This window comes from Pseudomonas indica NBRC 103045, assembly GCF_002091635.1.
GTDB lineage: Bacteria > Pseudomonadota > Gammaproteobacteria > Pseudomonadales > Pseudomonadaceae > Pseudomonas_M > Pseudomonas_M indica.
Genome location: NZ_BDAC01000001.1, coordinates 200232 through 211433, shown reverse-complemented (window position 1 = coordinate 211433; position 11202 = coordinate 200232). Strand labels below are relative to the sequence as shown.

The 11202-nt window shown below is 67.0% G+C and carries 12 protein-coding genes; 6 read left to right on the top strand and 6 right to left on the bottom strand.

Annotated features, from left to right (window positions below; all coding sequences use genetic code 11):
* Positions 1-12 precede the first annotated feature (12 nt).
* Both hutG and hutH read left to right on the top strand, forming a co-directional pair.
* Positions 13-828: an N-formylglutamate deformylase gene (hutG, locus tag PIN01S_RS00915; protein WP_084332983.1), complete on the top strand. Its 816-nt coding sequence runs from the start codon at positions 13-15 to the stop codon at positions 826-828.
* Positions 829-832: 4 nt separating this feature from the next.
* Positions 833-2365, top strand: a complete 1533-nt coding sequence (gene hutH, locus PIN01S_RS00910; RefSeq protein ID WP_084332981.1) for a histidine ammonia-lyase — start codon at positions 833-835, stop codon at positions 2363-2365.
* Positions 2366-2459: 94 nt separating this feature from the next.
* Here the strand turns inward: hutH and PIN01S_RS00905 are convergent, their stop codons facing one another.
* Positions 2460-2891, bottom strand: coding sequence for a hypothetical protein (locus PIN01S_RS00905; protein ID WP_084332979.1), 432 nt, complete (start codon positions 2889-2891; stop codon positions 2460-2462).
* A 226-nt stretch (positions 2892-3117) separates the two neighbouring features.
* Here PIN01S_RS00905 and pip point away from each other — a divergent pair, with 226 nt between their 5' ends.
* Positions 3118-4089: a prolyl aminopeptidase gene (gene pip / locus PIN01S_RS00900; protein WP_084332977.1), complete on the top strand. Its 972-nt coding sequence runs from the start codon at positions 3118-3120 to the stop codon at positions 4087-4089.
* A complete protein-coding gene (dtd, locus tag PIN01S_RS00895; protein ID WP_084332975.1) occupies positions 4086-4523 on the top strand; it encodes a D-aminoacyl-tRNA deacylase in 438 nt (145 codons plus the stop codon). The genes pip and dtd overlap by 4 nt, the downstream gene beginning before the upstream one ends.
* A gap of 202 nt (positions 4524-4725) precedes the next feature.
* Here the strand turns inward: dtd and PIN01S_RS00890 are convergent, their stop codons facing one another.
* From PIN01S_RS00890 to PIN01S_RS00880, 3 genes are read right to left on the bottom strand one after another with little or no spacing between them, the layout of a single operon-like run.
* Entirely contained in the window at positions 4726-5715 is a 990-nt protein-coding gene (locus PIN01S_RS00890) for a CobW family GTP-binding protein (RefSeq protein ID WP_084332973.1), read from the bottom strand.
* 23 nt (positions 5716-5738) lie between these two features.
* Positions 5739-5933 (bottom strand): YbdD/YjiX family protein, encoded by a 195-nt coding sequence (locus PIN01S_RS00885; RefSeq protein WP_084332971.1) that lies wholly within the window; start codon positions 5931-5933, stop codon positions 5739-5741.
* Between the two features lie 3 nt (positions 5934-5936).
* The gene (locus tag PIN01S_RS00880) at positions 5937-8003 is read right to left on the bottom strand and encodes a carbon starvation CstA family protein (RefSeq protein WP_084332969.1); all 2067 of its coding nucleotides are present in this window, start codon (positions 8001-8003) and stop codon (positions 5937-5939) included.
* A gap of 173 nt (positions 8004-8176) precedes the next feature.
* Between PIN01S_RS00880 and PIN01S_RS00875 the strand changes: the two genes are divergently transcribed.
* Together PIN01S_RS00875 and PIN01S_RS00870 are read left to right on the top strand one after the other, a co-directional pair.
* Complete coding sequence (locus PIN01S_RS00875; protein WP_084332967.1) at positions 8177-9529, top strand: cache domain-containing protein; 1353 nt, start codon at positions 8177-8179, stop codon at positions 9527-9529.
* A gap of 12 nt (positions 9530-9541) precedes the next feature.
* Positions 9542-10171, top strand: coding sequence for a response regulator (locus PIN01S_RS00870; protein ID WP_084333576.1), 630 nt, complete (start codon positions 9542-9544; stop codon positions 10169-10171).
* Here the strand turns inward: PIN01S_RS00870 and PIN01S_RS00865 are convergent.
* Together PIN01S_RS00865 and PIN01S_RS00860 are read right to left on the bottom strand one after the other, a co-directional pair.
* Positions 10168-10587 carry a UPF0158 family protein gene (locus PIN01S_RS00865; protein ID WP_084332965.1) on the bottom strand — a complete coding sequence of 140 codons (420 nt, stop codon included), beginning with the start codon at positions 10585-10587 and terminating at the stop codon, positions 10168-10170. The genes PIN01S_RS00870 and PIN01S_RS00865 overlap by 4 nt on opposite strands.
* Before the next feature lie 65 nt (positions 10588-10652).
* Positions 10653-11150 carry a DoxX family protein gene (locus tag PIN01S_RS00860; RefSeq protein ID WP_212633044.1) on the bottom strand — a complete coding sequence of 166 codons (498 nt, stop codon included), beginning with the start codon at positions 11148-11150 and terminating at the stop codon, positions 10653-10655.
* Positions 11151-11202 lie beyond the last annotated feature (52 nt).

Genomic DNA, 11202 nt, shown 5'->3' with positions numbered 1-11202 from the left:
GGAGTACCTGACATGATCGACGCTTTCACCTTCCGGCAGGGCCGCGTGCCGCTGCTGATCAGCATGCCCCATGCCGGCACCCGCCTGACCCCGGCGGTCGAGGCCGGGCTGGTGCCGGCCGCGCTCAGCCTGCCGGACACCGACTGGCACATCCCCCGGCTGTACGATTTCGCCGATGAACTGGGCGCCAGCGTGATCGCCGCCGGCTACTCGCGCTTCGTCATCGACCTCAACCGGCCGGAGGACGACACACCGCTCTATGCCGGCGCCACCACCGGGCTGTTCCCATCGACTCTGTTCGATGGCGAGCCGCTGTTCCAGGCCGGCGTCGAGCCCTCGGCCGACGAGCGCACCCGTTATCTGCGGGAAATCTGGACGCCCTATCACCGCGCCCTGGCCGACGAGCTGGCGCGTCTCAAGCGTGAATTCGGCTACGCGCTGCTGTTCGACGCGCACTCGATTCGCTCGCAGGTGCCGCGCCTGTTCGATGGGCGCCTGCCGGATTTCAATCTGGGCACCTTCGACAACGCCAGTTGCGCACCGTCGATGGCCGCCCGGCTACAGGCTGTGTGCGCCGGCGCCGAGGGTTACAGCCATGTGCTCAACGGCCGTTTCAAGGGTGGCCACATCACCCGTCACTACGGGCGCCCGGCCGAGGATGTCCATGCGGTCCAGCTCGAACTGGCGCAGTGCACCTACATGAACGAATCCGAACCTTTCGCCTACCGCGAAGACCTCGCAGCGCCGACCCGGCGAATCCTGCGACAACTCCTCGAAGAACTGCTGGCCTGGGGCCAAGAGCACCACGCACAGCGCCAAGGAAAATAAAAAAATGAGCAAAACCACCCTGCATCTCACGCCTGGCCACCTGACCCTGGAGCAACTGCGCCTGGCCTACCGCCAGCCCGTCGCCCTGCGCCTGGACCCCGCCTGCTTCGCCGCCGTCGATGCTTCCAGCGCGGCGGTGGCGGAGATCATCGCCGGGGAGCGCACCGTCTACGGCATCAACACCGGTTTCGGCCTGCTGGCGCGGACCTCGATCCCCGCCGACCAGCTCAGCCAGTTGCAGCGCAATCTGGTGCTGTCGCACAGCTGTGGCACCGGCCCGTTGCTGGACGACGCCAGCGTGCGGCTGATCATGGTGCTGAAGATCGGCTCCCTGGCCCGTGGTCATTCCGGCATCAGCCGGGGTGTGTTGGAGGCGCTGGTGGCGTTGCTCGACCGCGACATCTACCCGTGCATCCCGGCCCAGGGTTCGGTGGGTGCGTCCGGCGATCTGGCGCCGCTGGCCCATCTGGCGGCGGCGCTGCTCGGCGAAGGACAGGTGCGAATCGAGGGCCGGGTCATGCCGGCCGCCGAGGGACTGCGCCTGGCCGGGCTGGCGCCGGTGGAGCTGGGGCCGAAGGAGGGACTGGCATTGCTCAACGGCACCCAGGTCTCCACCGCGCTGGCCCTGCGCGGGCTGTTCCAGGCCGAACAGTTGTTCGCCGCCGCCGTGGTGGCCGGTGCGCTGTCGGTGGAAGCCCTGAAGGGCTCCTATGTGCCCTTCGACGAACGCATCCAGGCGGTACGCGGCCAGCCGGGGCAGATCGCCGTCGCTGCGCTCTACCGCCATCTGCTCACCGACAGCGGCATCCACGATTCGCACATCCACTGCAAACGCGTGCAGGACCCGTATTCCCTGCGCTGCCAGCCGCAGGTGATGGGTGCCTGCCTGGATCATCTGCGCTTCGCCGCCGGGGTGTTCCTGCGCGAGGCCAATGCCGTTTCCGATAACCCGCTGGTATTCGCCGCCGATGGCGATGTGCTGTCCGGCGGCAATTTCCACGCCGAGCCGGTGGCCATGGCCGCCGACGTCCTGGCCCTGGCCATCGCCGAGATCGGCGCGTTGTCCGAGCGGCGCATCGCCCAGTTGGTCGACCCGGCGTTGTCCGGTCTGCCGGCGTTCCTGGTGGAAGAGGGCGGGCTCAATTCCGGCTTCATGATCGCCCAGGTGACCGCCGCGGCCCTGGCCTCGGAGAACAAAACCTGGGCCCACCCGGCCTCGGTGGACAGCCTGCCTACCTCGGCGAACCAGGAAGACCATGTGTCCATGGCCACCTTCGCCGCCCGCCGCCTGGCGGACATGGCCGGCAACAGCGCCGGGGTGGTCGCCATCGAACTGCTTGCTGCCGCCCAGGGCGTGGACTTCCACCGCCCGCTGAACACCACGCCGGCGCTGGAAGAGGTAATGGCTCTGATCCGCGCCGAGGTCCCGCGCTACAGCGCCGACCGCTACTTCGCCCCGGATATTGCCGCCGCTCGCGCCTGGGTGGAGCAAGGGCGGTTCCAGCGTTGGGTGGGCGCGGAAAGGTTGTATGCGTGAGGAGATGAAGAGGAAGGGGTGAGGAGAAGATCGTTCCCACGCTCGGCGTGGGAACGCCTCCCGCGACGCTCTGCGTCGCATCAGCGCAGCGGTGTCATTCCCAGTCCAGCCGCGCCAGCTTCCACTCGCCGTCTTCCAGCCACCACTCCAGCTTCACGCTGTAATGCCGGGCGCTGTCGGGGATCAGCCCCTCGGCGCCGGTCAGGGCGACCTGGGCGTCGGTGCGGCCCTTGTCCCGGTAGGTCGGGTCGATCCGGCTGTCCTTGCTCAGGGCCAGCACTTTGATGTTCTTGTGGCGCATGAACAACAGGGTCATGGTGCGCTTGGCCCAGTCGCGGTCGAATTCCTGGCGGGCGATGAACTGCGGATGCAACTGGTCGAGCACGTCGCCGGTCCGCTTCGCCTCGATGTTCTCCTGCAATTGCTGTACGGCCTTTTCGAGCGCGGCTTGTGGATCGTCACGCCCGCAACCGGCGACCAGTGCAAAAAGAAGCAAAAGAGGGGCGACAAATAGTCTGGGCGGCATGCTGAACTCCTTTTTCATGGTTATGATGCCCTTTACGAAATGATCGACGCCAAGGCGGCGCAGGGGAACTCCCTGTTTCCGCCCCTTACAAGGATGTGTGAGCACCCGGCTTGCCGGGTGGGGTCGAGTCCGGACGTACCGGCCTCGACGGGCCGCCCGGGTTTTCAGGAACGAAACCCCGGACGCTGACCTGACAGGACCGTACGCACAGACTCGGGAGTGCAGCATGCAGACTTTGTTTCCGGAGATTAAGCCTTACGCTCGCCACGAGCTGCCCGTGGAAGAACCGCACGTTCTCTACGTCGACGAGAGTGGCTCGCCGGACGGCTTGCCGGTGGTGTTCATCCATGGCGGACCGGGTGCCGGTTGCGATGCCCTGAGCCGCCGCTTCTTCGATCCCAACCTGTACCGCATCGTCACCTTCGATCAGCGCGGCTGCGGTCGGTCCACTCCCCACGCGAGCCTGGAAAATAACACCACCTGGCACCTGGTCGCCGACCTGGAGCGCATCCGCGAGCACCTGGGCATCGAAAAATGGGTACTGTTTGGCGGTTCCTGGGGCTCGACCCTGGCCCTGGCCTACGCCCAGACCCACCCCGACCGCGTGCATGCGCTGGTCCTGCGCGGTGTCTTCCTTTGCCGCCCACAGGAGTTCCACTGGTTCTACCAGGAGGGGGCGAGCCGCCTGTTCCCCGACTATTGGCAGGACTACCTGGCGCCGATCCCGCCGGAAGAGCGCGGCGAGCTGATGCAGGCCTACTACAAGCGCCTGACCGGCGCCGACCAGATCGCCCAGATGCATGCCGCCAAGGCGTGGTCCTGCTGGGAGGGCCGCACCCTGACGCTGCGCCCCAACCCGCAGGTGGTGGACCGCTTCACCGAGTCGCACCGGGCGCTGTCCATCGCCCGTATCGAGTGCCACTACTTCCTCAACAACGCTTTTCTCGAGCCCAACCAACTGCTCCGCGATATGCACAAGATCGCCCACCTGCCGGGCATCATCGTGCATGGTCGCTATGACGTGGTCTGTCCGCTGGACAACGCCTGGGAGCTGCACCAGGCCTGGCCGAACAGCGAGTTGCAGATCGTCCGCGATGCCGGCCACGCCGCTGGCGAGCCGGGGATCAGCGACGCCCTGGTGCGCGCTACCAACCAGATCGCCCGCCGCCTGCTCGACCTGGCCCCCGACGAAGCATGAAGGGGCTGATCCAGCGCGTCCGCGGTGCGCGGGTGGAAGTTGCGGGAGAGATCGTCGGCGCCATCGACCAGGGCCTGCTGGTGCTGGTCGGGGTGGAGCCGCAGGACACCGAGGCGAGCGTCGCCAAGCTGCTGCACAAGTTGCTCAACTACCGGGTATTCAGCGATGCCGAGGGCAAGATGAACCGCTCGCTGAGCGACGTCGGCGGCGGCCTGCTGCTGGTGTCGCAGTTCACCTTGGCCGCCGATACCAAGAGCGGCCTGCGCCCGAGCTTTTCCAGCGCCGCGCCGCCGGCCCAGGGCGAGGCCCTGTTCGATCTGCTGGTGAAGCAGGCGCGGGAGAAACACCCGCAGGTCGCCACCGGCCGCTTCGGTGCCGAGATGCAGGTGCATCTGGTCAATGACGGGCCGGTGACCTTTCTGCTGGACGTCTGACCAGAGCCTTGCAGGCTCTAAGAGCCTGTTTACAATCTGCTGCGCGTCGGCCCTGCTGCGTTAAAAACAGACTCGGACTGCTCATTTACAACTCGTAAAGTCGAATGCGACCCCAGCGCGTCCTCGCCTACGCGGCCCGGCCTGTTTTCGTGGGGCCGCCGAGGCCTTGCATGGCTCTAGCTCGCGAGATCGTAAACAGGCTCTAACCGAAGGCGCAACCGTCCAGCTCTGTGCGCAACCGTTCCGTCGGCAGGTCCCGGCCGATCAGCACGATGTCGCAGCGCGCCCTGTCCTCCGACTCCCAGGCCTCGCCGTAGTCGAACCCGGCGATCCGGTGCACGCCTTGGAAGATCAGGCGGCGCGGGTCGTCATGCACGGCCAGCACGCCCTTGTAGCGCAGCAGGTCGTCGCTGCGTTCGGCGAGCAGGCCCTGCACCACCGCGCCGACCTTCTGCCGGTCGACCCGGCCGTCGTGCTGCCAGTGCAGCGCGGCGATGTCGTCGGCGAAGGAACGGGTGACCGGGCGAAAGCGCGCCGGCTCGACGAGGCCGGTCGGTGCCCGGGTGTCGAGGTGGAAGCTGCGCAGCGAGAACCAGTCGGCATAGGGCAGCTCGCCGGGCCAGAGGACGTGTTGCGTGGCCAGCGGATTGATCGCGGCCAGCCGCTGGCCCAGGGCGATCAGGTCCTGTTCGTTGATCAGGTCGGCCTTGCTGACCAGCAGCAGATCGGCGAAACCGACCTGCTTACGCGCCACGGCATGCTCGTCGAGCTGCCGGTCGGCGTGCACGGCATCGACCAGGGTGAGCACACCGTCGAGCTGGTAGGTCTCGAGCAGGTCCGGGTCGCCGAAGAAGGTCTGCACCAGCGGCGTCGGGTCGGCCAGGCCGGTGGTCTCGATCACCAGCCGGTCGAACGCCAGCTCGCCGGCCGCGCGACGCCGGTGCAGGTCCCGCAGGTGGCCGGCCAGATCGCCGCGGATTGTGCAGCAGAGGCAGCCGTTGGTCATCTCGATGACTTCGGCGGTGTCGCGCACCAGCAGCGCACTGTCGATGCTCACCGGGCCGAACTCGTTCTCGATCACCGCGATGCGCTGGCCATGATCGGCTTGCAGCAGGCGGTTGAGCAGGGTGGTCTTGCCGGCTCCGAGGAATCCGGTCAGCAGAGTGACCGGGATGGGGGTGGGAGAGGTCATGTCCGTCTGTCTCCTTTTTCAGGCTAGCAGCAGCGGCCCTGGCCGCCGCCGTAGCGGGCTTCCTGGCGGTCGCGGAAGAACGCCTCGTAGGTCATCGGTTCCCGTTCGGGGTGGTTCTCCCGCATGTGCTCGAGATAGGCGTCGTAATCGGGTAGGCCGACCATCAGGTTGGCCGCCTGCCCCAGGTATTTGCCGAGCCTGCCCAGCGTGTCGAACACGGCTCAGCCCTCGCTGCCCAGCGGCAGGCGCTGGAAGGCGCTTTCCCTCGCGGTGGGATGGGTGCTCAGCCAGGCCTGCCGGCAGGTGCGGATGCCGTAGACCAGTACGCTCGACACCACCAGCATGAACAGCAGCGCCAAGCCGGCATCCAGGTAGTCGTTGAACACCACCCGCTGCATCTGCTCCAGGCTCTTCGCCGGCGCCAGCACGGTGCCTTCGGCCAGGGCGTTGCGGTATTTGGCGGCGTGGGCGAGGAAGCCGACGCGCGGGTCGTCGGAGAACACTTTCAGCCAGCCGGCGGAAAGCGTGCAGATCAGCAGCCAGCTTGCCGGCAGCGCGGTGACCCAGGCGTAGCGATGACGCTTGAGCTTGAACAGCACCACGGTGGCCAGGATCAGCGCGATGGCGGCGAGCATCTGGTTGGAGATGCCGAACAGCGGCCAGAGGGTGTTGATGCCGCCGAACGGATCGACCACGCCTTGGTAGAGGAAGTAGCCCCAGGCCATGACGCAGAGGGCGGTGGCGATCAGGTTGCCGGTCCAGGAGTCGGTACGCTTGAAGCGCGGCAGGAAGCTGCCCAGCAGATCCTGCAGCATGAAGCGTCCGGCGCGGGTGCCGGCGTCCACCGCGGTGAGGATGAACAGCGCCTCGAAGAGAATCGCGAAGTGGTACCAGAAGGCTTTCATGCCGTCGCCGCCGAACACCTTGGAAAGGATTTCGGCCATGCCCACGGCCAGGGTCGGCGCGCCGCCGGCACGGGAAATGATGCTGTGCTCGCCGAGCGCCTGGGCGGTGCTGGTAAGCATGTCCGGGGTGATCACGAAGCCGAAGCGGGCGATCGCCTCGGCAGCGGATTCGGGGCTGGTGCCGAGCACGGCGGCCGGGCTGTTCATGGCGAAGTAAATGCCCGGCTCGATGCAGGCGGCGGCGACCAGGGCCATGATCGCGACGAAGGATTCCATCAGCATGCCGCCGTAGCCGATGAAGGGCGCGTGGGCTTCGTTTTCCAGCAGCTTCGGCGTGGTGCCCGAGGAGATCAGCGCGTGGAAGCCGGAAACCGCGCCGCAGGCGATGGTAATGAACAGGAAGGGGAACACGCTGCCCGACCAGACCGGACCGGTGCCGTCCATGAAACGGGTCACCGCCGGCATCTTCAGCTCGGGGGCGACGATCAGGATGCCGATGGCCAGGCCGACAATGGTGCCGATTTTGAGGAAGGTCGACAGGTAGTCGCGCGGTGCCAGCACCAGCCACACCGGCAGCACGGCGGCGACGAAGCCGTAGCCGATCAGCGCCCAGGTCAGTTGCACGCCGGTGAAGGTGAACAGCGGCCCCCAGTAGGGGCTGGCTGCGACCTGGCCACCGCCGACGATGGCCAGCATCAGCAGGACGAAGCCGATGATCGATACCTCGCCGATGCGGCCGGGGCGCAGGTAGCGGCTGTACAGACCCATGAACACCGCGATGGGCAGGGTGGCGATCACGGTGAAGGTGCCCCAGGGGCTCTCGGCCAGGGCCTTCACCACGATCAGCGCGAGTACCGCGAGGATGATCACCATGATCATGAAGGTGCCGAACAGGGCGATGACGCCGGGTATCGGCCCCATCTCGGACTTGATCAGGTCGCCCAGTGAGCGGCCGTCGCGGCGAGTGGAAATGAACAGGACGATGAAATCCTGCACCGCCCCGGCCAGGACCGCACCGGCGAGAATCCACAGCATACCGGGCAGGTAGCCGAGCTGGGCGGCCAGCACCGGGCCGACCAGCGGGCCGGCGCCGGCAATGGCGGCGAAGTGGTGGCCGAACAGTACGTGCCTGTTGGTCGGTACGTAGTCGAGGCCGTCGTTGTGGCGCACCGCCGGGGTCATGCGCTGCGGGTCGAGTTGCAGCACGCGGGTGGCGATGAAGCGGGCGTAGAAGCGGTAGGCGATGAGATAGACCGCCACGGCCGCGGCGACGATCCAGAGGGCATTGATGGTTTCGCCGCGGTGCAGCGCCACGGTTCCCAGCGCGAAGGCGCCGAGCAGGGCGACACCGATCCAGGCGAGATGGCTGGCCAGTCGGGGCATTGTTGTTCTCCTGCCGTCGGCCGGGGCCTGCGGCAATGATTGTTATAGGGACTGATGCCCTCGGTGGAGGGCCACGCCACTATCGGCTCCCGGCGCCTTTGTTAGAATTCGCAGAACTACCGGCCAGCGCCTACGTAAAACTACGTAGAGCGCCGCCGACGCGAACGGCCCGCATGCAGCTCAAACACAAGATCGTCGCCCTCGCCATCCTGCCCCTCCTGCTGGCCATCGCCGTGATCGGCGTGCTGGTCATGCTGCACGCCCAGCGTCTTGGCGAGCAGCAGGCGCACTTGCTGGAAAGCAGCATCCTCGCTAGCAAGCAGACCGAGCTGAAGCACTATGTCAGCCTCGCCCTGAGCACCATCGAACCGCTCTACGGCAGCGGTCGCGACGATGCCGCCACGCAGCAGCAGGTGCTGGAGACGCTGGGTGGGATGGAATACGGCAGCGACGGCTACTTCTTCGTCTACGATGGCAACGGCCGCAACCTGATGCACCCGCGCCAGCCGGAGCTGGTCGGGCGCAACCTGCTGCTGAGCATGAGCGACCCGGACGGTGCCCAGGCCTTGCGCGGCCTGCTGGAAAGCGCGCGCAACGGCGACGGTTTCCACCGCTACCGCTGGAAGAAGCCCTCCACCGGGCAGGTCACGGAGAAGCTGGCCCATGTGGTGATACTCGACCGCTGGGGCTGGATGCTCGGCACCGGCATCTACCTCGACGATATCGAACGGGCCACCGCCCAGGTCCGTGCCGAGGTGGCGAATAACGTCCGCCGGACCATGTGGGCGATTGCCGGGGTGGCCCTGGTCGCGGTGCTGTTGGTGTTCGCCGGCGGTGTAACCCTGAACGTCAGCGAGCACCGCCTGGCCGACCGCAAGCTGCAATTGCTGGCCCAGCGCATCGTCACTTCCCAGGAAGAGGAGCGTTCGCGGGTCTCCCGTGAGCTGCACGACGGCATCAGCCAGGTGCTGGTCTCGGTGAAATTCCAGTTGGAGCTGGCCTGTCACGAGCTGGAGGCGGGCCGCGATCAAGCGTTGGATACACTGCGTGGCGGCCTGGCACGACTGGGCGAGGCGATAGCCGAGGTGCGACGGATTTCCCACGGCTTGCGTCCTTCGGTGCTGGACACCTTCGGCCTGGCGGCAGCCATCGGCCAACTCGCCAGGGACTTCGAAGGCAGCAGCGGCCTGGCGGTGACCTATCGCGAAGGACTGGGCGACGAGCGCCTGCCGGATCGCGAGTCGGTGGCGCTGTTCCGCATCGTCCAGGAAGCGCTGACCAATATCGAGCGCCATGCCCATGCCCGCCACGTCGCCATCGTCCTGGAGCGCAAGGGCGACACCGTGCGGCTGCGGGTTCGCGACGATGGCGTCGGCTTCGACCCGGCGCGCATCGAGCAGGCCCGCTCCGGCGGTATCGGCTTGCGCAACATGCGGGAACGGATCGCCCATCTGGGCGGTCGGTTTACGTTATCGTCGGCACCGGGTCGCACCGAGCTGTCCGTGAGTCTGCCGCTACCGGAGTGAGCCATGTCCGAAATGCCGTCCCAACCTACCCGCATTGCCCTGGTCGATGACCACGAACTGGTGCGCGACGGCCTGCGCGCGCTGCTGGCGGCCATGCCGCAACTGGAAGTGGTGGGCGAGGCCGGCAGCGGCGCCGAGGCGCTCAGCCTGGTGGAGCGGGTGCGGCCGGACCTGCTGCTGGTGGATATCGGCATGAAGGACATGAATGGCCTGCAACTCACCGAGCGGCTCTGCCGCGACTATCCCGGTTTGCGTGTGCTGATCCTGAGCATGTACGACCATCCCGAATACGTGACCAGCTCGATCCGTGCCGGTGCGCGCGGCTACGTGCTGAAGGACGCCGCCTCGCGTGAGATCGTCGCCGCCATCGATGCGGTGGCCGCCGGCGGCAGCTACTACAGCGCCGACCTGCTGCAGCAGATGGCCAGCCCGGCACCAGTGGACAACGAGCTGACCCCGCGCGAACGCGAGGTACTGCGCATGCTCGCCGAGGGCCTGAGCAACAAGGCCATCGCTCGGGCCCTGGACATCAGCGTGCGTACCGTGGAGACCCACCGCCTGAGCATCCGTCGCAAGCTGGATATCGACACTCCGGCGGGACTGGTGAAATACGCGATGGAGCGCGGCTGGCTGAACTCCTAACGCCGTGCCGCCTCCAGGCCGTTCTCCTGCAACCACTCCAGGGCCCGCTCGCGCAGGTGCACGGCACGGTAGTCGAGCCAGGCCTGGCGGATTTCCGGGTATTTCTCCAGTTCGTAGTCGAAGGTGCGCAGCGGCTTGCGGCCCGCCAGGGCGTGGCTCAGCACGGTGTGCGCATGCGGGTCGTGCAGGGTGAACAGGAAGCCCTCGCGCATGCCGACGGCTTCGCCGGTGGGCAGAGGGTCGATGGGCAGGTAGCGGTCCGGCTGCACGTCGTATTTCTCCATGGCACCCGGGACCGGGTCCTCCGGGGCGGCGACGAAGATGCCGCCGGTTTCCAGGTCGAGGTAGTGCTCGTTGCCGCTGTCGTCGTCCAGGGCGGCTTCGAGGCGTGGCAGGTCGATGGTCAATGGGCGCATGTTCGTCAGTCTGCAGGCTGCTGGAACAAAACAACAGACCTCGACCGGCCCGGACAGTGCCCCGGTCAGCCCTGTGCCTGCATCGTCCCGACGGGCTGCGCGCTGGCGCCGCGGCGGCCGATCACCCCGCCGGCATACAACGCCCAGAGGATGATCAGCGGCTGGAACGGCAGGCGCAGCCAGTAGTACCACTGCACACTGGGCAGGCCGTCGACGTTGAGGCCGTTGAGCGCGTTGTGAATGTTCGCCGGGAATACGCAAACGAAGTACAGCGCCAGCATCGTCGCCGCCAGCCGCCGCGTTTGCGGTAGCAGCAGGCCGACGGCGCCGGCCAGTTCGCAGGCGCCGGTGAACAGCACCAGCGGCAGATGGTAGGGCAGGTAGTCCGGCATCATCGGCAGGTAGCGGCCGGGCGTCAGCCAGTGATCGAACCCGACGAAGAGCAACGCCAGGGCCATGGCCAGGCGCATCCGTGCCGGCCAGCCGGCGAGGCCGGGTGCGCCGAGACGATCGCCGAGGGCGGCGAGCAGGGTGAGCAGGACCAGCAAGACGATGAAGAGCATGACGCACCTCCTTTCGATAGGCCGATGGCATCCCTTGGCGGGTGCCGGCATA

What these genes read in the sequence shown, in the direction of transcription:
- hutG (WP_084332983.1), top strand. Translation starts at nt 13, where the DNA reads ATGATCGACGCTTTCACCTTCCGGCAGGGCCGCGTGCCGCTGCTGATC.
- PIN01S_RS00860 (WP_212633044.1), bottom strand. Translation starts at nt 11,150, where the DNA reads ATGCTCTTCATCGTCTTGCTGGTCCTGCTCACCCTGCTCGCCGCCCTC.
- PIN01S_RS00890 (WP_084332973.1), bottom strand. Translation starts at nt 5,715, where the DNA reads ATGACCTCTCCCACCCCCATCCCGGTCACTCTGCTGACCGGATTCCTC.
- PIN01S_RS00865 (WP_084332965.1), bottom strand. Translation starts at nt 10,587, where the DNA reads ATGCGCCCATTGACCATCGACCTGCCACGCCTCGAAGCCGCCCTGGAC.
- PIN01S_RS00875 (WP_084332967.1), top strand. Translation starts at nt 8,177, where the DNA reads ATGCAGCTCAAACACAAGATCGTCGCCCTCGCCATCCTGCCCCTCCTG.
- PIN01S_RS00880 (WP_084332969.1), bottom strand. Translation starts at nt 8,003, where the DNA reads ATGCCCCGACTGGCCAGCCATCTCGCCTGGATCGGTGTCGCCCTGCTC.
- PIN01S_RS00905 (WP_084332979.1), bottom strand. Translation starts at nt 2,891, where the DNA reads ATGCCGCCCAGACTATTTGTCGCCCCTCTTTTGCTTCTTTTTGCACTG.
- hutH (WP_084332981.1), top strand. Translation starts at nt 833, where the DNA reads ATGAGCAAAACCACCCTGCATCTCACGCCTGGCCACCTGACCCTGGAG.
- dtd (WP_084332975.1), top strand. Translation starts at nt 4,086, where the DNA reads ATGAAGGGGCTGATCCAGCGCGTCCGCGGTGCGCGGGTGGAAGTTGCG.
- pip (WP_084332977.1), top strand. Translation starts at nt 3,118, where the DNA reads ATGCAGACTTTGTTTCCGGAGATTAAGCCTTACGCTCGCCACGAGCTG.
- PIN01S_RS00870 (WP_084333576.1), top strand. Translation starts at nt 9,542, where the DNA reads ATGCCGTCCCAACCTACCCGCATTGCCCTGGTCGATGACCACGAACTG.